The following is a 19496-nucleotide window of genomic DNA, read 5'->3' on the forward strand; positions in this document are numbered from 1 at the left end:
CGTCGGTATCGATACTAATCGTAGCGAAACCCGCAACGTCAGGACGATGCCCGATGCTCAAGACCGCCACCACCGCCACCGCGCACCAGCCTCCGCTCGGCATCCGGCTGGTGTACTCCCTGCGCAAGGAGCCCGACTACCTGGCGATGTCGCCCGCGGACCTCGTGAAGTTCGGCGAGACCCAGAGCCGCATCGTCAACTCCCGCTTCGCCCGCCTCATCACCGGCCGCCCGCACGCAGGCGTCACGATCGACTGGCAACAGGTCCCGCTCGCGGACCGTACGATCCGCGTCCGGGTGCACCGACCGAAGCACGCAGGAGCACGCAAGCTTCCGCTGGTGCTTCACGTCCACGGCGGCGGTTACACCGGGACCGCAGTGCAGTGCGACTGGATCAACAGCCATATCGCCGCGCGTACGTCGGCGGTGGTCGTGTCCGTCGAGCATCGGCTGATGAACCACGAGACCCCACTCGCGGCGATCGTCGACGACGGTTGGGACGTCCTACGGCACGTCTTCCAGCACGCCACCGAATGGGGAATCGACCCGTCCCGGGTGGCTCTCGCCGGCGAGAGCGCAGGCTCGATGGTGGCGACTCTCTCCGCACTGCGAGCCCGGGACACGGGCCTGTCGCTACGGGCCCAGGTGCTCATCAACCCGTGCGTCGACGTGACCTCGACTGCGCTCGACTACGAGTCCGCGACCCAGTACGCCGACACGCCGACGCTCACCCGAGCCGGAATCGGGTTCTTCCGGCATCTCGCCGTACCGAAAGGAACCGATCCGCGGGCGTTGTCACCGCGGTACGCCGACTTGAGCGGGCTGCCACCGACGCTCGTGGTGATCCCGGTCCTCGACCCGGTCGCAGACCACGGCCGGGTGTACGCCGAGGAACTCCGAGCCGCTGGCACCGCGGTCCAGGTGAGCGAGTACTCCAAGGCCGGTCACGCGTTCATCAGCCTGCCCGGCCTCGTACCGCAGGCCAAACCAGCCCGCGACCGCATAGTGGACTTCCTCTGCGCCCAGTTCCGTTAGTGGGTCCACCCACCAGATGCAGGGTTGGCGTCCGAGATCCCGAACGCAAACCCAGCACCTCGGACGCCAACCCACCAAATGCGGGAGAGCGCCGGAGCACGGTCGGTTCGGCGGCCGGCGTCGGGATCAGCTGGCGAGCGGCGTACGGCGCGCGCGGGCGAACGCCTGCCGGATGCGCATCGCCGTACGGGCCGGATGATCGAGGTCTGCCCAGGTGATCCGGACGATCTCCAGCCCCAAGGCGCGGAGGCGGTCTTCGCGCAACTTCTCGCGAATGAGCGCCTCACGTGTCCCCTCGCCGTACTTCGCCAGGCCGTCGAACTCGACAACCGTGTTGTGCTCGGGGAAATAGAAGTCCACGCGTCCGATGAAGCGGTCGGCATCCACGAACTCCGCCTGCAGGACCGGCACCGGCAGACCCTCGTTGTGGAAGAGGACCCGCAGCCGGGTCTCGCCGACGGACTCGGCATGAGGATCGGCGAAGTCGAGCACCGCACGAATCCCGGGGCCGCCCGGCCAGTTATGCGTGACCTCGCGCAGCCGGAGCAGGTCGTCCGCACTCACCTCCGGCCGTCGGAACGCCGCGTCGGCGCTGACAACCGCCGCCTCGAACGACGACGTACCGGCGACCTCGACCACTGCCCGGGTCAGCGCGGTCACGGCGAGCCCGGCGACGACTGTCACGTCCGAACCGCCGAGCCTCGACCGGTGGTGACGCACACCGGTCTTCGGTCCGCTCCGCATGCCGGCTGTACGCGTCAACTGGACCTCGGACAGGTCAGCCCGCCAGACCGGTACGTCGTGCATGACAAGTGCGGAGTGGTGACTCACGACCGCGGACCCCGGACACATGGAGTTCACCGCGGCGTGGACCAGGCGCCGATGACGGAGGAGGTCGCATTCCCAGGGTGGCAGGTCGTGCAGGTCCGTGCGCTCGGCGTACTGCCCGTACCGAATCCGCTCCCAGCGTCCGTCACCCAGCCGTCGATTGATCTGCTCCCGGGTGTAACCGGCGCTCATCGCCTGGGCTCTGCTGACCACACCGCCCTGCCCGGCCGCGATCGTCTTCAGTCGAGGATTCACCCCACCAGCATCGGGCCCCGGCCCACTCCCCCGCTGCCCATCACCGCAACCTGTGGATATCCCTCTCGTGGGTCCACCCATCAGATGCCGGGTTTGCGTCCGAGATCTGGGGCGCAAACCCTGCATCTCGGACGCCAACCCACGAAAGCGCGGAGAGGCCGGCAGTTGGTGCGAGCGCGGTCAGCGGATGCCGGACGTCGGCGTGTCGGACGCCAGCCAGGTGCTCAGTAGACGGGCGCCGGCGCCGGTCGCGCCGACGGAGTACTCGAACCGGTCGGCCGGGGACTCCGCGATCGACGACAGGTCGAGGTGCGCCCACGGAAGGTCGCCCGCGAATGCCTTCAGGAACAGGGCCGCGGTGATCGAGCCCGGGCCCTTCGAGCTGTTCACCGAGTCGGCGATCGGCGTCGAGATCAGGTCCTCGTACTCGGCCGGCAGCGGCATCCGCCACAGCTCCTCGCCGGACATCCGGCCGGCGTCCGCGAGGTTGTCCGCCAGTGCGTCGTCGGTTGCGAACATCCCGCCGTACAGCATCGCGCCGAGCGACACCTTGATCGCGCCGGTCAGCGTGGCGATGTCGACGAGTACGTCGGGCTTCAGCTCCTGCACCGCGTACGCGAGCCCGTCGGCGAGGACCAGACGGCCCTCGGCGTCGGTGTTCTTCACCTCGGTGGTGCGGCCGCCGAAGTGCCGGATCACGTCGTCCGGGCGGTACGCCGTACCGGACGGCATGTTCTCCGCGGCGCAGACCAGGCCGGTCACCCGGACGTTCGCGCCGAGGTCACGCAGCGCCGACAGCGTCGCGATCACCGAGCCGCCGCCGGTCATGTCGCGCTTCATCGACACCATGCCCTCGCGCGGCTTCAGCGACAGGCCGCCGGTGTCGTAGGTGATGCCCTTGCCGACAAGCACGACGTACGGCGTCTTCTTGGTCGCGCCCTTGGGCACGTAGTCGAGGCGGATCAGCCGCGGCGGACGGGTCGAACCCTGGCCGACCGCGAGGATGCCGCCGAACCCGTCGGCGGCGAGCTTCTTCTCGTCCCAGACCGTCACCTCGAGACCGGTCGCGGCGGCCACCTCGGTCGCGCGCGCGGCCAGCCAGGCCGGGTCCTTCTCGTTCGACGGGGTGATCGCGAGCTGCCGGGCCAGCCAGCCGGTGCGCCCGATCACGACACCGCGGTCGATCGCCGGCTGCCGCGTGTCCGCCGATCCGTCGGTCAGCGTGACGGTGCCGACGGCAGGCTTGCCCGCGTCGACCGTCTTCTGCGTGTACGAGAACGAGCCGAGCACGACACCCTCGGCGAACGCCTGCAGCGCCGCGTCATTGATGCCTTCGGCAACGACAGTGGTGAGCTCGTCCTTGCCGCGCCCGAACCGCGCGATCGCCGCACCGGCGTGTCGCAGCTCCTTGGCGGTCCCGGCACCGGCCCCGACCAGCAGGATCTCGGTCACCTCACCGGTGAGCAGCGGGTACGCCGCGGTCGCACCGGCGGTCGGGGTGAACCCGGTCGCGCGCTGCACCTCGAGCAGCCGGTCGAGGTCGACGCCGAGCCGCCCCCCGGCCTCCTTCGCGGCGGCCGGCAAACCGTCCTCGTCACCGACCACGACAACCCACGTCGACGACCCGTGCACCGGCAGACCCGGCTGCCAGGCAACAACCGGAAGACTGGGAAAAGGAGACGAACTGCTGCGGCGAGCCACTGGGTCGAACCTCACTGTTTGATCAGATAGAAGCTGCATAACCGTAACGACCCCGGCCGGTGCCGCAAAGAGGGTGTCTCGGGACTCTGCGCCGTAGCGAGCAGGTGCTCGGCGGAGTGCCTCGGTGCGCTGGAGCGGAGGGTTCGATGTGGTTTCATCGTTCCCTTCGCTCCAGTGCAGCGAGGTGCCCGCCGAGTGCCGCGCAGTAGGCGGAGAGTCCCGAGGCACCCTCTACGGCACCCACCGGGGTCGGAGTGATAGGCAGAGGGCGACCAGACCCTCTGGAGGATGTGATCAGCCGACGACGGCCTTCAGTGCGTTGCCGAGCTCGGTCGCTTCGTCGGCGTTGAGCTCGACGACGAGCCGACCGCCGCCCTCGAGCGGAACCCGCATCACGATCCCGCGGCCCTCCTTGGTGACCTCGAGCGGACCATCGCCCGTCCGCGGCTTCATCGCCGCCATGCGCGCACCCCTTCCCAGTGTCGGTGTTGAGCGACGACACCGCGCGGGGGACCGTCGCCGGCGCCGTTGCGGTGATGCGCCGTCGGCGCGTATCGCAGTGTGTATCGGACCCCATTATTCCCGATCCCAGGCCAGAGCCGTGCACCATACGGCAGACTCGAGTCTTGTGCACGCCCGTTCAGCCCTCTTCGACCTGTACGGCGACCACCTGCGCGCGCGAGGTGCGCAGGCTCCGGTCGCGGCTCTCGTCCGGCTGCTCGCACCGCTCGGGGTCCACCCGCCCGCGGTCCGGACCGCCGTCTCCCGGATGGTCCGGCAGGGCTGGCTGGAGCCGGCCCGGATCGACGGCCAGCCCGGATACGCGCTGACGTCCCGGGCGCGTCGCCGCCTCGACGACGCCGCCGTACGGATCTACCGGACCGCGCCGGACGGCACGCCCGTGGCGACCGGTTCCGAGGGACCGGGCGACTGGGACCGGCACTGGCACCTGGGCATTCTCCGCGAGGTCCCGAACGCCCGGCGCCGCGAGCAGCTGGCGAGCCAACTCTCCTTTCTGGGTTGGGCTCCGCTGTCCGACGGCGCCTGGGTCGGGCTGCGCAACGACGCCGAGGTGGACCAGATCCTCGGCGTGGAGGGCATCGCCGCGGACCGGTTCCGCGCGCCGGTCGACGCCGGCGCGGTCGAGTTCGCCCGGCGGGTCTGGAAACTCGACGAGCTCGGCGCGTCGTACGACGCCTGGCTGATCGAGGCGAAGGCCCTCGTGGACGCTGCCGGCACGGAGACGAGCGACGAACAGGCGTTCGCCGTACGGTCGGAACTGGTGCACGAGTGGCGCAAGTTCCTGTTCCTGGATCCGGGGCTTCCGGACGAGCTGCTACCGGCCGACTGGGCCGGAACGAAGGCGGCCGCGTTCTTCGATTTCCATGCGGAACGATTGGGCCCCGCGGCCGGGCGTTTCGTCGACGACTGCCTGACACAGCACTGAAAATTTCACTGACAGTCAAGGAGCTGACCACGATGAGTGATTCCGTCACGTACGCCGTTTCCGAGGGTGTCGCGACCATCACGCTCAACCGGCCGGAGGCGATGAACGCGCTCGACACGCCGACCAAGGTACTGCTCCGCGACACGGTCCTGGCCGCCGCCGACGATCCGGCCGTGCGGGTCGTCGTACTGACCGGGACCGGCCGGGCGTTCTGCGTCGGGCAGGACCTGAAGGAGCACATCGGGCTGCTGCAGGCGAACGACCAAGCCGCGCTGTGGAGCACGGTGCCGGACCACTTCGCGCCGATCGCCCTCGCGCTCGCCGAGATGCCGAAGCCGGTGATCGCGGCGGTCAACGGCGTGGCGGCCGGGGCCGGCGCGTCGATGGCATTCGCGTGCGACTTCCGGGTCGTCGCCGACACCGCGGGCTTCAACCTCGCCTTCACCGGCATCGCGCTGTCCTGCGACACCGGAATCTCCTGGACCCTCCCCCGCCTGATCGGCCACGCGAAGGCGCTCGAACTGCTCTACTTCCCCCGCACCGTCCCCGCCGCCGAATCCCTCGACCTCGGCCTGGCCACGTCAGTCGTCCCCGCCGCCGACCTGGAAACCGCGGTCGCCGACCTAGCCACCAAACTCGCAGCCGGCCCCACAGTCGCGTACGGCGCCGTCCGCCAGTCCCTCAGCTACTCGGCAAGCCACACCCTCGCCGAGGCCCTGGTCTTCGAGGCGGGGAAAATGCAGCTCACCGGCTCCACCGAAGACCACCACAACGCAGTCACCTCCTTCGTAGCCAAACAAAAACCCACCTTCACCGGCCGCTGACTCGCAGGCTCTTGTAATCGTTTACGTAAGCGATTACAACCTGACGTGTGAGGAAACTGCTGCTGCCTGTCCTGACTGTTGCCACGCTCGTCGGGAGTCTCGTCGTACCTGGATCCGCCGCCGCGCCGACTGCCGAGCCGGGTGTCATCAAGCCCGCCGCCGTGCGGTCGGCGACGCTCGGTGAGGACATCAACTACAACGTCTACCTCCCGGCCGGGTACGACGCGTCGGACCGGCGCTACCCGGTCATCTACCTGCTGCACGGGCGCGGGGACTCGATGAGCGCCTGGACGCAGGTGAAGAGCCGCCTGGACGAGCTGATCGGCAACGGCGAGATCCCACCGACGATCGCGATCATGCCGGATGCGCCGTGGAGCAGCCGCGCCAGCTGGTACGTCGACTCCGCGTACCAAGGCACCGACCCGGGACGACCCGTCGAGACCGCGTTCCTCAAGGATCTCGTGCCGCAGATCGACGCGACGTACCGCACGATCGCGGACCGCACCGGCCGGGCGATCGCGGGCTACTCGATGGGCGGCGCCGGCGCGCTCCGGTACTCCCTCGCACACCCGGACGTGTTCGGTGCGGCGATCGCCCTGAGCCCAGCCGTGTACTTCCCGTTGCCGCCGAGCGATTCGAGCACCCGCGATTTCGGCGCCTTCGGCAAGGGTAAGGATCCGTTCGTCGAGTCGACTTACCTGAAGCTGAACTGGCCCGCCACGCTGAAGTCGTTCGCGGCGACCGGGCTGCAGTCGCATCTGTTCCTCGCGGTCGGCGACGACGAGTACAAGAACCCGAAGGCGATCGACGCCACCCACGACCTCGACTTCGAGACGCACGTGGTGTTCAACCAGGCGGCGCGGGTGCCGACCCTCACCTCGGAGTTCCGGGTCGTCGACGGCGGGCACGACTGGGACGTCTGGGGGCCGACGTTCGCCGAAGGCGCGAAGTACATCTTCCAGTACCTCGGGAAGCCGCCGGCCACGCCGATGCAGGCCGCGATCACGGGTACCGCGGGCGAGGATCGCGCCGGCGGCATCGCAACAGATGCCTCAGGCAACGTGTACCAGGCGGTCGCGGCAGCGGGTGCGCTGGACGGGCAGCCGTACGCCGGCGGCACCGATGTCGCGCTGATCAAGTATCGCGCCGACGGGTCGCGCGACTGGACGCGATCGCTCGGGACCGCTGGGACGGAACGCGCGTACGGCGTTGCTGTCGACGCGGACGGGCGGGTCGTGGTGACCGGTTACACCAACGGGGATCTGGACGGCGCGCATGCGGGGAACGCCACGGACGATGCGTTCGCCGCGCAGTACGACGCCGACGGGAATCGCCGGTGGCTCACGCAGTTCGGCGTACCGGGGGTGGCGGATCGGAGCTACTCGGTGGCGGTCGACGGGACCGCGGTGTACGTCGGTGGCTACACGAAGGGCGCTCTGGGCGGGGCGAACCAGGGCGACAAGGACGTGTTCGTCGGGCGGCTCGATGCGGACGGGCAGCAGGTGTGGTTGCGGCAGACCGGCAGCGCGGGCGAGGACAAGGGCATGTCCGTCGCGGTCTCGGGCGGCGCGGTCTACCTGGCCGGGATGACGGCCGGCGAACTCGGTACGTCGGCCGGCGGCATCGACAGTCTCCTTGCGCGTTACTCGCCCAACGGCGATCCGGTGTGGACGAAACAGTTCGGCACCGCCGCCTCCGACGAGGTGTGGGGCATCGCGCCGGATCCTGCGGGCGGGGTCTATCTGACCGGCTACACCGCGGGCGATTTCGCGGGCACGTTGATCGGCGACAAGGACATCCTGGTCGCTCGCGCCGACGCAGACGGCGTACTGACGTGGCGGGATCAGTTCGGCACGACCGGCAACGACAAGGGCGCCGCGGTGGTTGTAGATGCGGGCGGTGCGCTGTACGTCGGCGGCCTCACGGACGGATCGTTGGAGACCCCACTCGGCAAGTTCGACGGCGTACTGACGAAGTACTCACCCGACCACGCGCGCAACTGGACGCGACAGTTCGGTACGGCGGACGACGACGCGGCAGATGCTTACGCTGAAGCGAATCTGTACCTCACCACGACGTCCGCCGGCACCCAACTGTCCGGTCTGACCGGAACCGATGTCTTCCGGACTGCCTTCTCCACAGACGGTGTAAATAAACGTCCGTAGAACGTTTGGTGGGCTCCACGACCGCGTTCCGGCCGGGCGAGTCACGGCCGGACAACCACCTGACAGTCGGGGAGCCCGCTGAACACCACATCACGTTCAGTGCCCGAAGCACAACTCGTTCAGGCGTTTGTCTTTTGTTTCCGCCAAAGTTCCTTTTGCATCTGCAAAAGGCTTCTGCACGTGCACGCGGATTACCGGGCTATACAGGTCTTCAAGTGGTCGTTCACGATGCCGGTGGCCTGCATCAACGCGTACGCCGTGGTGGGTCCGACGAAGACGAAACCCTTCTTCTTCAAGGCCTTCGACATCGCCACGGACTCCGGTGTCGTGGCCGGTACGTCGGCCGGCGTCTTCGGGGCCGCGTGCTTCGCGGGCCGGAACGACCAGAGCAGGTCGGTGAACTCGCCTTCGGCCAGGTCGAGCAGCGCGCGGGCGTTGGAGATCGTCGCGTTGATCTTCAACCGGTTGCGGACGATCCCCGGATCGGCCATCAGGCGCTCGAAATCCGCGTCGTCGTACTTCGCGATCGTCTCCGGATCGAACTGCGCGAACGCGGCCCGGAAGTTCTCCCGTTTGCGCAGGATCGTGATCCACGACAGGCCCGACTGGAACCCCTCGAGGGTCATCCGCTCGAACAGCGCGACATCGGTGCGGATCTCCTTGCCCCACTCGGTGTCGTGATACTCGACGTACTCCGGTGCGGACGTCGCCCATCCGCAGCGCGGCTGCCCGTCCGGTCCGACGACCGTCATGCGTTGGCCTCCTTGACCAGCCGGCGCAGCGAGATCCGCATCATCGCCTCGAACACCGGGCGCACCATCGGCCAGGCGAACGCACCCAAGCGACCGAGCGGCGGTACGACGTCCTCGGACCAGGTGAACGTGCTGCCGAAGACCGACGTCTCGCGGTCGACGCCGCAGAACACCAGCGGCTCGATGGCGAACGTCCCGGTGCCGCGGACGAGCTTGCCGAGATGCTTCACCGTGCACTCGCGCGGTGGATCCCAGTGTGTGATGACCATGTCGTCAGTGAACCCGATGCCACCGACAGAAGTCCGCGCCGCGACTCCCCCACCGACGCCGACGCCGTCGTTCTCGGTCCCCCAGACGCGGGTGAAGAGCATCCAGCGGGACTGGCGCTCCCAGTCCATCGCCACGTCCCAGGCGACCTCAGGCGCCAGCAGCAACTCGATCGACGCCTCCGCGTGACAGCTCCTCTTCGCGTCCATCAGCTGGGGCGCTGATACGCCCCTTCACCCTGCTGATCCGCAGGCGGCCAGAACCGCCATCCCTCGTTCCCGTCTCCGTCCCCGGCATCCCCATTAGCCTCCGCCTGCGGCGGCTCCGGCGTCTGCTGCTGAGCCTGCTCCTGGGCCTGCTCCTGCCTCTGCGGCTGAGCCTGCTCCTGGGTCTGAGGCTGGGTCTGCTCCTGGGCCTCCTGCGGCGGCTGCTGCGTCCAGTGCGTGGCAGGCGGCTCGACGGGAGGTTCTGCGGGAGCTGCGTCCGGCTGCTCCTGCTGCTCCTGCTGTTGGTCCTGCTGGGGCTGCTGAGCGGGGGCTGGCTGATGCGGAGCCGGCTTGCGGCGTGAGATCACCGGTTGGGACTGAGCTTCCAGTACGGCGCGGGCCTCGGCCTGCAGGCGCTCGTACTCGTCGGCGGCCACCTGGCTCGCCCGCGGCAGCTCAGTCGTCTCCGGCTCGTCGTCCTCCTCCTCGACACCCGCCGAAGAAGCAGCTGAGCCGGCCGGCTCAGCGGACTGGGTGGAGTCGGTGGACTCCTCTGTGCTGGTGGCGTCCGCGGGGGTGGTTCGGGCGACAGGGTCGGGGCCGCCGACCAGGATGGGTGGCTGCGTTCCGGTGTCCTCGAACTCGGCCGGGTCGTACGGACGGGAGCTGAACCCGTGCCCGTCCGGCGCCTCGACGATCGGGGCCACGGCGCGCTCGAGGTCGGCGATCCGGCGGTCGCGTTCGGCGACCTCCTTCGCGACCCGTTCGAGCAGCGTGTCGACCTCGTCCATCCGGTAGCCACGCACCCCGACAGCGAACCGCGCCGACTCGATATCGGTCGACGTGAGCGCCTGCCGCGCCGGCACGGTCATGTCGGGCCGGTCGTCGTACGCCGTGCTCATGGCACCCCAACGACCCGAGGCCACTACCGCGACAGCCCCGATCAACAGCACCACGATCAGCCCGAAGAACCACATCACGGGACCGATCGTGCCATGCCGGGCGAGTCAACCGCGAAAACCCCCAGGATTTCAGCTCCCGTCCGAGCCCAGGCGCTGTGCTCGCCGGGCCGGATCGTTCGCGGCGTCGACCTCGCGTGCGGCCTCCTCGGCGGCTTCCTCAGCTGCCTCGTCGGCGAGTTCGCCGGACTTGACGATGTAGCTGATCGCCTCGTCGACGTCGTCGGTGACGACGAACATCTCCAGGTCGGCGGCCGAGATCTTCCCGTCCTCGAGCATCGTCGTACGCAGCCAGTCGACCAGCCCGCCCCAGTACGACGTACCGAACAGCACGACCGGGAACGACGTGACCTTCCGGGTCTGCGCCAGCGTGAGCGCCTCGAACATCTCGTCCAGCGTGCCGAACCCGCCCGGCATCACCACGAAGCCCTGGGCGTACTTCACGAACATCGTCTTCCGGGTGAAGAAGTACCGGAAGTTCATCCCGATGTCGACCCACTCGTTCAGGCCGTTCTCGAAGGGCAGCTCGATCCCGAGCCCGACCGACACCCCGCCGGCCTCGGACGCGCCCTTGTTCGCAGCCTCCATCACGCCCGGCCCGCCGCCGGTGATCACGGCGTACCCGGCCTCGACCAGCTTCCGCCCGAACTCCTCCGCGGCGGCATACATCGGGTCGTCCACCTTGGTCCGCGCCGACCCGAACACGCTGATCGCCGCGCCCAGCTCCGCCAGCATGCCGAAGCCCTCGATGAACTCCGACTGGATCCGCAGCACCCGCCACGGGTCGGTGTGCACCCAGTCCGACGGCCCGCGACTGTCCAGCAGCCGCTGCTCGGACGTGGACTGCTGCACCTGGTTGCGCCGCATCGTGACCGGCCCGCGCTGCTGCTGGCCGACCGGACGGTCGGGATGGATCGATGGTTCTGACATGCTTCCAGGTTATTGCCTCGCCGGTAACCGGGCGCGTTCAGGCGCGGTCTGTCAACCAACTCCTCAGCCGCTGTTCACACAGCTCGATATCGGCCTCGGGCACGAACTCGTCCTGCTTGTGCGCGTACAGCGGGTCCCCCGGCCCGTAGTTCACCGCCGGTACGCCGAGCAGCGTGAACCGCGCCACGTCGGTCCACCCGAACTTCGGCTGCGACTCCCCGCCCACCACCTGCAGGAACGCCGCCGCGGCCGGTCGCTCGAGCCCCGGGAGTCCACCCGGCGCAGAGTCCGTCACAGTCACGTCGTACCCCTCGAAGACCTCACGCAGGTGCGCCTCGGCCTCCGCTTCGGACCGGTTCGGCGCGAAGCGGTAGTTGATCGTCACAGTGCACAGATCCGGTACGACGTTGCCCGCGACACCGCCCGTGATCGCGACCGCGTTCAGCCCCTCGCGGTACTCGAGCCCGTCGATCGGGACCCGCCGAGGCTCGTACGCCGCCAGTCGCGCGAGCACCCCGCCCGCGGTGTGGATCGCGTTGCTGCCCATCCAGGAGCGGGCCGAGTGCGCCCGCTCGCCGCGGGTGGTGACCTCGATCCGCATCGTGCCCTGGCAGCCGGCCTCGACGACCGCGTTCGACGGCTCCATCACGACCGCGAACACGCCTTCGAGCAGCTCGGGGTTGGAGCGGGTCAGCTTGAACAGACCGTTCCGGTCGGCCTCGATCTCCTCGCAGTCGTAGAACACGTACGTGACGTCCCGGTTCGGCTCGTCGAGGGTCGCGGCGAGGCGCAGCCCGACCGCGACGCCGCCCTTCATGTCACACGCGCCGAGGCCGTGGATCAGGCCGTCGGCGCGGCGGGCCGGAAGGTTGTCGTTGAGCGGCACGGTGTCGAGGTGACCGGCGAGGACGACCCGCTCGGCGCGGCCGAGGTCAGTGCGGGCGACGACGGTGTTGCCGTGCCGGAACACCTTCAGATGCGGGTACGCCGAGAGCGCCGCCTCGACCTTGTCCGCGAGCGTCTCCTCCGTCCCGCTGACCGAGGAGACGTTCACCAACGCCTCGGTCAGATCCGGCCCGGATACGGTCAGGTCGAGCTTGGTCATGGCGAGTCCTCGTTCGGGGGCAGGAAGACGCAGAATTCGTTGCCTTCGGGGTCGGCGCAGACGTGCCAGCCGATCTCGTCGTCCTTGGGCCGCAGCAGTGTCGCACCCGCGTCGAGGACCGGCTGCAGGGCGGGTGCGGTGACGTCCCAATGCACGCGATTCTTGACCGTCTTCGGCTCCGGGACCGGGTTGAAGACCCAGTACCTGAACGGCAGACCGGGCACGTTCTCGAGCCAGTAGTACGGCCGGCCGGGGCGGCTCGAGAACTCGCCGCCGACCACGTCCGCCCACCACCGGGCCTGCGCCTCCGGGTCGGCCGAGTCGACGATCAGTTCCATCAGCCGGTACGCCGGGACCGTCTCGCGGACGAACCCGCAGAACTCACCGCCCTCCGGGTCCGCCATCACCGTCCACTGCTGCGCCGCGGTCTCCGGCGACAGGACGGTCGCTCCGGAGCGTTCGAGGTCCGCGATCTCGCCGGCGATCACGTCGAAGTGCACGCGGTTCTTCACCGTCTTCGGCTCCGGGACCTTGCACATCCAGATGGTCTTCTCCGGGACGTCACCGAGGAGCACGTTCGGGTTGTCGGCCGGCGCGGTCAGCCCGATCGTCCGTCCCCAGAAGGCGGCCATCCCACTCGGGCTCGCCACGTCCACACACAGGTCCTTGAACCGCGCGACGCTCATACCGCACAGATTATCCGGAGGTCCGTTTCCGGTAGTGGCGATTCACCCGCTCCCGATTCCCGCAGGCCGGCGAGCACCACGTCTGCCGCGGGTCGTCCTGCAGGAAGTACTTCACACACCGCGCCGCCGGGCAGGCGCGCAGCCGCGCGCGATCCGGGCTCGCCAGGAAGTCGATCGCCGACCGCCCGACCGCGCCGACCAGCAACGCGATCGGATCCTCGGTCCGGTACGCCCATCGCACGCTCGGCTCGTCCACCCATTCCAAGTGCGTCGTACCCAACCCGTCCGCCGCCTCGTTCACGATCCGCAGCGCATCCTCGACGTTCATCAACCGCCCAACATCCGCCGCGCTGGGTTCCCCAGGCGCAACCGCCCGAGCAAACAACGCCCGCACCGCCCCCCGAATCCGCACCACTTCCTTCCACAGTTTGGGGAGGGTTTCTGGCCGATTCGGGTGCACAAACCTCCCCAAGTCGGACTCGGACCCCAACACCTGCGCGACCAACTGGTCGTGCTCGGTCAGCCAGGCGGCTGCCTCGTCCGGGGTGGAGAGCAGATCCGCGACACCGCCGTGACCGTCGTGCTTGATGGTGGCGGCTAAAGCGAAGGCGAGCGTGGTCATCTGATGATACTAATGGGATGTTCAATTGATGGCATGTGAATGAAGGAGCTGCTGTGGCCCTGAACGAAGTACGTGCGATCGCCGACCAACTGCTCGCCGTGACGGCAGACCTCGACGACGCGACCGCACGCGCCGACTCCGCCCTGCCGGGGTGGTCGCGCGGTCATGTGATCACTCACATCGCGAACTTCTCCGAGGCGATGACGCGTCAGGTCGACCAGGCGCTGCAGGGTCGCCTCGTCGAGGTGTACGACGGTGGGCGCCCGGCACGCGATGCCGCGATCGAGGCCGGCGCCGACCGCCCCGCCGCCGAACTCAGGTCCCACGTGTCGCAGGCCGTCACCACCTTGCTCGCCTCCTGGGACAAGGTCGGCCCCACCGACTGGCCGCTCCCGATCCTGCACCGCAACAGCAACCTCTCCGCGGGCCTGCAGGCGACGTGGCGCGAACTCACCATCCACACCACAGACCTCGACCTCGGCATCACCCCCACCACCTGGTCCGACGACTTCTGCCTGCACCTACTGGACTTTCTCCGAGCCCGCACCCCCGACAACACCCACCTGATCCTCAAGTCCCCCACCCACACCTGGGACAACGGCACCGGCACAGACATCACCCTCGAAGGAACCTTCACCGACCTAACCGCCTGGTACGCCGGCCGCCCAACCCCAGGCCCCATCACAGGCCCAACACCAGACCTCCTTCCTTGGCCGTGACCTTTCCGGAAAGAAATCGGCGGTGGGTGACGGATTCTTTCCGGAAAGGCGGGTTAGTTGACGGTGAAGTCGTCTAGCTGGATCCAGGTGTCTTTGTTGGGGGCGTTGAAGCCGGCGTAGACGGTGAGTTCGTGGACGTTGGATGGGACCTTCACCGTGACCTCGTGGTGGACGTAGCCGGTGCCGGCGCCGAAAGTGGTGCTTGCGAGGTCGGTCGTGCCGGCGCGGACGCCGAAGCGGCCCTGGTCGGCGGGGAGGTTCGCCGATGCGTTGACCCAGGATCCGAACGTGTACGTCGTACCAGGGACAACAGGGACGTTCTGGTAGAGCGCACTCCAACCCGTACACGTGCAGCGGATCCACCCGTTGTTGGCGCCGGAGTGCGCGAAGCCGAGGCCGCGGTCTACGCCGTTGGCCGCTGTACCTTCGAAGAGCCACGCCGGCTTGCCGCTGCCGGTGCCCTCGAATCCGCCGTCGGCGAGCTGCGACACGTAGCGAACAGCCACCTCGGAAGCAGTCGAGTACGAACGCGTCCCACCGGGCAGACCGATCACCCGGACCCAGTCCGTCTCCTGCACCGGGAAGGTGATCGTGTACGTCGTGTTCGCGCCGGCCGACGCATCACCCGGATACGTCGGGGACACGGTCTGCGACCCGACCTCGACCCACTGCCCGCCCTGGCGTACCTGGACCCGCGGGCGCCCGGTGAAGTACCCGCCCTCGGCCGACACCGCTCCGGACGTGAACTCCACGTTGTTCACCTTGTGCCGCGCGGGCCACTCGTACCCCCACCACGACGCGCCCTTCACCTCGTCGTCGAAATCGGACTCGCTGCCCGTCTTCGCGCCGTCGTTCGGCAACGCGAGACTGCCCGACTGCGTCGACTTCGAGATCGCGACCGCACCGGTCGCAGCAGCGAGGTTGTCCGATCCCGGGAGGTTCGATGCCGGAGTGTCAACGGACGGCGTCAGAACGAGCTTGCGCAGGTTGAAGTTGTAGACCGACGTACCGATCCCGCCTCCGCCACACGGGCACACGTTCGCCTGCAGATACATCGTCTTGCCGTCCGGCTGCACGAACTTCGACGGGATCGTCACGCCGTACCCGCCGTACTTCGAGGTCGACCACGGATACCCGCCGAAGTCCTTGGACATGAAGTGTTTCCACGGCCCCCAAGGCGTCGGCGACTCGTAGAACTCGAAGGTGTACTCCGTCCACGACGTGTACACATACCGCTTCTGCTGGGCCAGATAAGTCACGCCGCCCTGACTGATCACGCTCAGGTTGGACGCGTTCGTCCCGTACGTCTGCGCGTATAACCGCCGCTGGTCGTTGAGCACCGGCTTGCGATCGGCGATCCTCGAGGACCACCCGGACCCGGTGTAGAACTTCCACGCACCCCGGTCCTGCACGTCACGCTTGGGCACCCGCGCCAGGAACACGCTCTGCGGATCGGGGACCGTGTCGTCGAACGAGTCCCGCCAGTTCCCGTCCAGCCCGTACGCGTACACATATCCGTCGGGCGCCGCGGCGCCGCCCTTGCCGAAGTCCGCGAACCAGATCGTCGTGAACACGTGGTCCGAGAACATCGGCTTCGACTTGTCCCACGTCCAGGTCCGCCCGTGGTCGGTCGACTTCAGGATCGTCGCCGCCGGTACGTCGTTGAAGTCGAGCGCGAGGTCCTGTACGGCGAGGTACATCGTGTCACCGACGCACACCATCCCGGTCGGCTTCCGGTTGTACCCGGCGCCGCTCCAGACGGACCCGACCTGGTCTCCGCGAGAGATCGTTGCCCCGGACAAGTTTCCCGGCGTACCGGTGATCTCGCTGACCGCGATGTCGGCGAAGTCGCCGTCGACGCTGAACCCCTTGCCGTCGCCGTTGGCGGCGTACAGCTTGTCGTTGCCGGCCCAGCACGACGGCCAAAGGTCACCGTCACTCTTGCTGGGCGTGCCCTTCGATTCCACTTGGGCGGTGCCGATCGCGTTCACGGTCGCGGCCTCCTGCGGGTTCGAGGACTGGGTCAGGAGTGTCGCCGTTCCGAAGACCAGCGGCAGAACAGCGAGCAAGGCCCCACGCTTCATAGCAGTTCCTTCACTTCTCTCGAACGGTCGAGCGGCATGCTTCGAGGGGCAATCGATTTCTCGCAAATCTACGAGTGAGGACCACGACGGTCAAGGGGCGATGGTGTGGCCATCTGACCGACTCGGGCAATTCCCGCGTATACACAAGGGTTTCGACCTGGGCGCAGCCGTTGACACCACCCGACCCCGCTGCCTAATCTGCGGAAATCGATTTCTGAGCTGAGAGGCGCTGGGATGCCAGTTGTGCCGAACCGTGCGTCCGCCCACCGCACGGCCGACGAGCTGTCCAGGGATCTGGTGGCACGGGGACTGCAGGCGGCGCGGGACGCCATCGAGACCGAGGCCGCGGCCGTGTCGGCGCTCGCCGACCGCCTGGACGGGGTCTTCCTGGACGTGCTGGTCGCGGTCGCCCGCTGCGAAGGTCACCTCGTGGTCACCGGCCTCGGCAAGTCCGGCCTGGTCGGACGGAAGATCGCCGCGACGCTCGCGAGCACAGGTACGCCGGCCACCTTCATCCACTCCGGCGACGCGTTGCACGGGGACTCCGGCGCCGTGACATCCCGCGATCTCGTCCTGGCACTGTCCGCATCCGGAGAGACGGCCGAGGTGTGCGCGTTCGCCCGGATGTTGCGGGACCGCCAGATCCCCGTGATCGCGATGACCGGTCGCGAAGAGTCGACGCTGGCCCAACTGGCGACGTACACGCTGGACACGATGGTTCTCCGCGAGGCGGATCCGCTGAACCTGGCGCCGACCGCGTCGACGACCGCCTCACTGGCGATGGGCGACGCGCTGGCCTGCGCACTCGTCGTACTGCGGGAGTTCAGTCATCACGACTTCGCACAGTTCCATCCGTCCGGTGCCCTGGGCAAACGCCTAGCGGAGGACCAGGCATGAACGATGTCTGTGTGCTCGGATCGTTCATGAAGGACCTGGTCGCGTCGGCGGAGCGGCGGCCGTTGCCGGGTGAGACGCTGCACGGCACGGGGTTCGCGGAGTTCCTCGGCGGCAAGGGCGTGAACCAGGCGATCGCAGCGGCCCGGATGGGTGCACGGACGGCGATCATCGGGACGATCGGCGAGGACCGGTACGGCGAGGAGTTCCTGGAACTGTTGTCGGCGAACGGGGTCGACACCTCGTGGGTCGTACGGCACCCGTCGCTCGGCACCGGGGTCGGACTGCCGCTGGTGCTGCCGGACGGCGGGAACTCGATCATCATCGTGTCCCGCGCGAACGCGGCGATCACCGCGCTGGACGTCGAGGCCGCGACCGACGTACTGACCGCGAGCAAGGTGCTGAGCGTGCAACTCGAGCTCCCGGTCGAGGCGAGCCACACCGCCCTCCGGCTCGCCTCGACCGCGGGCGTCACGACGATCCTCACACCGGCCCCGGTCGGGCCGGTCGACCCGACACTGGCGTCGTACGTCGACATTCTGGTGCCGAACGAGGTGGAGGCGGCCGCGCTCACCGGCCTGAACTGCGACGACGAGTCGCAGGTGCCGATGATCGCGCGCAAACTCGCCGAGGACTGGGACCTCCGGGCCTGTGTGGTGACGCTCGGCGCTCGGGGTGCCTATGTCCTGGATCGGGTCGGCGGGTTCGAGGAGCGGATCAGCGCGCACGAGGTGGACACCGTCGACACGGTCGGCGCCGGCGACGCGTTCTGCGGTTCACTGGCCGCGTCACTCGCACACGGGGCCGACCTGGTGGACGCCGTACGACTGGCGAACGCGGCGGGCGCCCTGTCCACCACGGTCAACGGCGCCGCCGACTCCGCCCCTTCACAGGCCGCGGCGCTGGCACTACTGGACGGAGTGCGATCGGCACCATGAGATCCTTTGGCTCGGATCGGAGTTAGAGTGCGATTCAGACGACCATCGGATCTCCAGCGGGGAGCGGGTATGACGACGATCTACGACGTAGCGCGTAGGTCGGGGGTGTCACCGGCCACGGTGTCACGCGTGCTGAGCGGCCGGCGGAACGTCGACCCCGAGCTGTCCGAGAAGGTCCGGGCCGCGGTCGCGGAGCTCGGGTACCGGCCGAACGGGGTCGCGCGGAACCTGCGCAAGTCTTCGACGAACCTTTGGGCGGTCGTCATCTCGGACATCGAGAACCCGTTCTTCACCTCGCTCGTCCGCGGGCTCGAGGACGTCGCGCAGACCGAGGGGTACCACGTCGTCCTCTGCAACTCCGACGAGGACTCCGCGAAGGAAGCGGCGTACGCGTCGGCGGTCCTGACCGACCAGATGGCCGGTGTGGTGATCTCCCCGACGTCGACGGCCGAGGGCGTCCACCTGCTCGCGAATGCGAAGATCCCGCTCGTGATGATCGACCGGAGGGTCGAGGGCGTCGAGGCCGACACCGTACTGGTCGACAACGAGCACGGCGCCTTCGAGGGCGTCAAACACCTGATCGACGGCGGGTACCGGCGGATCGCCTGCATCACCGGCCCGCGCAAGGTGTCGACGGCGATGGACCGCCTGGCCGGGTACCGGTCGGCGCTCCGGGCGGGCGGGATCCGGTACGACAAGGACCTGGTCCGGCACGCCGACTTCCGCGAGGCCGGCGGGTACGCCGCGATGGAAAGCCTGCTCGAACTCCCCGACCCGCCCGAGGCGCTGTTCGCCACCAACAACCTGATGACCGTCGGCGCCCTGGAATGCCTCGCTCGCAAGGGCCTGCGCACACCGGACGACATCGCGATCGTGGGCTTCGACGACATCCCCTGGGCCGACCTCGTCGTACCCAGCCTGACGACCGTCGCCCAGCCGACCTACGAACTAGGCCGCACCGCCGGCCTCCTCCTCAAAGACCGAACCGCCTCCCCCGGCCGCCCACCCTCCACAGTCACCCTCCGCACCGAACTCCACATCCGAGCCACCTCCGCCCCCAAGAAGTAGCCCGCCGCGTCG

At 68.5% G+C, this 19496-nt stretch carries 19 protein-coding genes; 8 read left to right on the forward strand and 11 right to left on the reverse strand.

Annotation, left to right across the window (positions count from 1 at the left end; all coding sequences use genetic code 11):
• Nucleotides 1-53 precede the first annotated feature (53 nt).
• Nucleotides 54-1034: an alpha/beta hydrolase gene (locus EV649_RS14895; RefSeq protein WP_130384038.1), complete on the forward strand. Its 981-nt coding sequence runs from the start codon at nucleotides 54-56 to the stop codon at nucleotides 1032-1034.
• A gap of 126 nt (nucleotides 1035-1160) precedes the next feature.
• On the opposite strand, the gene EV649_RS14900 is transcribed toward EV649_RS14895, so the two are convergent.
• From EV649_RS14900 to EV649_RS14910, 3 genes are all read right to left on the reverse strand, one after another.
• Nucleotides 1161-2117 (reverse strand): type IV toxin-antitoxin system AbiEi family antitoxin domain-containing protein, encoded by a 957-nt coding sequence (locus EV649_RS14900; protein ID WP_157996241.1) that lies wholly within the window; start codon nucleotides 2115-2117, stop codon nucleotides 1161-1163.
• Between the two features lie 180 nt (nucleotides 2118-2297).
• Entirely contained in the window at nucleotides 2298-3818 is a 1521-nt protein-coding gene (locus EV649_RS14905) for a leucyl aminopeptidase family protein (protein WP_130384040.1), read from the reverse strand.
• A 294-nt stretch (nucleotides 3819-4112) separates the two neighbouring features.
• Nucleotides 4113-4280 (reverse strand): DUF3117 domain-containing protein, encoded by a 168-nt coding sequence (locus EV649_RS14910; RefSeq protein WP_012923066.1) that lies wholly within the window; start codon nucleotides 4278-4280, stop codon nucleotides 4113-4115.
• A gap of 166 nt (nucleotides 4281-4446) precedes the next feature.
• Between EV649_RS14910 and EV649_RS14915 the strand changes: the two genes are divergently transcribed.
• The 3 genes from EV649_RS14915 to EV649_RS14925 are packed head-to-tail and all read left to right on the forward strand — an operon-like array spanning nucleotide 4447 to nucleotide 8254.
• A complete protein-coding gene (locus tag EV649_RS14915; RefSeq protein ID WP_130384041.1) occupies nucleotides 4447-5265 on the forward strand; it encodes a PaaX family transcriptional regulator C-terminal domain-containing protein in 819 nt (272 codons plus the stop codon).
• Between the two features lie 32 nt (nucleotides 5266-5297).
• Nucleotides 5298-6089 (forward strand): enoyl-CoA hydratase-related protein, encoded by a 792-nt coding sequence (locus EV649_RS14920; RefSeq protein ID WP_130384042.1) that lies wholly within the window; start codon nucleotides 5298-5300, stop codon nucleotides 6087-6089.
• Between the two features lie 47 nt (nucleotides 6090-6136).
• On the forward strand, nucleotides 6137-8254 hold the full coding sequence (locus tag EV649_RS14925; protein WP_130384043.1) for an alpha/beta hydrolase-fold protein: 2118 nt from the start codon (nucleotides 6137-6139) through the stop codon (nucleotides 8252-8254).
• A gap of 191 nt (nucleotides 8255-8445) precedes the next feature.
• Here EV649_RS14925 and EV649_RS14930 read toward each other — a convergent pair whose 3' ends face one another.
• The 7 genes from EV649_RS14930 to EV649_RS14960 are packed head-to-tail and all read right to left on the reverse strand — an operon-like array spanning nucleotide 8446 to nucleotide 13781.
• On the reverse strand, nucleotides 8446-9006 hold the full coding sequence (locus EV649_RS14930) for a DNA-3-methyladenine glycosylase I (RefSeq protein WP_130384044.1): 561 nt from the start codon (nucleotides 9004-9006) through the stop codon (nucleotides 8446-8448).
• The gene (locus tag EV649_RS14935) at nucleotides 9003-9482 is read right to left on the reverse strand and encodes an SRPBCC family protein (protein ID WP_130384045.1); all 480 of its coding nucleotides are present in this window, start codon (nucleotides 9480-9482) and stop codon (nucleotides 9003-9005) included. Before EV649_RS14935 ends, EV649_RS14930 begins: the two co-directional genes overlap by 4 nt.
• Complete coding sequence (locus tag EV649_RS14940; RefSeq protein WP_277875687.1) at nucleotides 9482-10456, reverse strand: DivIVA domain-containing protein; 975 nt, start codon at nucleotides 10454-10456, stop codon at nucleotides 9482-9484. Before EV649_RS14940 ends, EV649_RS14935 begins: the two co-directional genes overlap by 1 nt.
• A gap of 54 nt (nucleotides 10457-10510) precedes the next feature.
• Entirely contained in the window at nucleotides 10511-11368 is an 858-nt protein-coding gene (locus EV649_RS14945; RefSeq protein WP_130384047.1) for a TIGR00730 family Rossman fold protein, read from the reverse strand.
• A 37-nt stretch (nucleotides 11369-11405) separates the two neighbouring features.
• Nucleotides 11406-12473, reverse strand: coding sequence for a succinyl-diaminopimelate desuccinylase (gene dapE, locus EV649_RS14950; protein ID WP_130384048.1), 1068 nt, complete (start codon nucleotides 12471-12473; stop codon nucleotides 11406-11408).
• The gene (locus tag EV649_RS14955; RefSeq protein WP_130384049.1) at nucleotides 12470-13159 is read right to left on the reverse strand and encodes a VOC family protein; all 690 of its coding nucleotides are present in this window, start codon (nucleotides 13157-13159) and stop codon (nucleotides 12470-12472) included. The genes dapE and EV649_RS14955 overlap by 4 nt, the downstream gene beginning before the upstream one ends.
• Before the next feature lie 10 nt (nucleotides 13160-13169).
• Nucleotides 13170-13781, reverse strand: coding sequence for an ABATE domain-containing protein (locus EV649_RS14960; protein WP_130384050.1), 612 nt, complete (start codon nucleotides 13779-13781; stop codon nucleotides 13170-13172).
• Nucleotides 13782-13834: 53 nt separating this feature from the next.
• On the opposite strand from EV649_RS14960, the gene EV649_RS14965 reads away from it, so the two are divergent.
• Nucleotides 13835-14500 (forward strand): maleylpyruvate isomerase family mycothiol-dependent enzyme, encoded by a 666-nt coding sequence (locus EV649_RS14965; RefSeq protein ID WP_198682508.1) that lies wholly within the window; start codon nucleotides 13835-13837, stop codon nucleotides 14498-14500.
• A gap of 53 nt (nucleotides 14501-14553) precedes the next feature.
• Here EV649_RS14965 and EV649_RS14970 read toward each other — a convergent pair whose 3' ends face one another.
• On the reverse strand, nucleotides 14554-16584 hold the full coding sequence (locus EV649_RS14970; protein WP_130384052.1) for a DUF4185 domain-containing protein: 2031 nt from the start codon (nucleotides 16582-16584) through the stop codon (nucleotides 14554-14556).
• A 234-nt stretch (nucleotides 16585-16818) separates the two neighbouring features.
• On the opposite strand from EV649_RS14970, the gene EV649_RS14975 reads away from it, so the two are divergent.
• The 3 genes from EV649_RS14975 to EV649_RS14985 all read left to right on the forward strand — a co-directional run bounded on the left by EV649_RS14975 (nucleotide 16819) and on the right by EV649_RS14985 (nucleotide 19484).
• Nucleotides 16819-17481 carry an SIS domain-containing protein gene (locus EV649_RS14975; protein ID WP_241998222.1) on the forward strand — a complete coding sequence of 221 codons (663 nt, stop codon included), beginning with the start codon at nucleotides 16819-16821 and terminating at the stop codon, nucleotides 17479-17481.
• Nucleotides 17478-18416 (forward strand): ribokinase, encoded by a 939-nt coding sequence (locus EV649_RS14980; RefSeq protein ID WP_130384053.1) that lies wholly within the window; start codon nucleotides 17478-17480, stop codon nucleotides 18414-18416. Before EV649_RS14975 ends, EV649_RS14980 begins: the two co-directional genes overlap by 4 nt.
• Nucleotides 18417-18485: 69 nt before the next feature.
• The gene (locus EV649_RS14985) at nucleotides 18486-19484 is read left to right on the forward strand and encodes a LacI family DNA-binding transcriptional regulator (RefSeq protein WP_130384054.1); all 999 of its coding nucleotides are present in this window, start codon (nucleotides 18486-18488) and stop codon (nucleotides 19482-19484) included.
• Nucleotides 19485-19496: the final 12 nt, after the last annotated feature.

The organism is Kribbella sp. VKM Ac-2569, assembly GCF_004216905.1.
In the GTDB taxonomy this organism is placed as follows: domain Bacteria; phylum Actinomycetota; class Actinomycetes; order Propionibacteriales; family Kribbellaceae; genus Kribbella.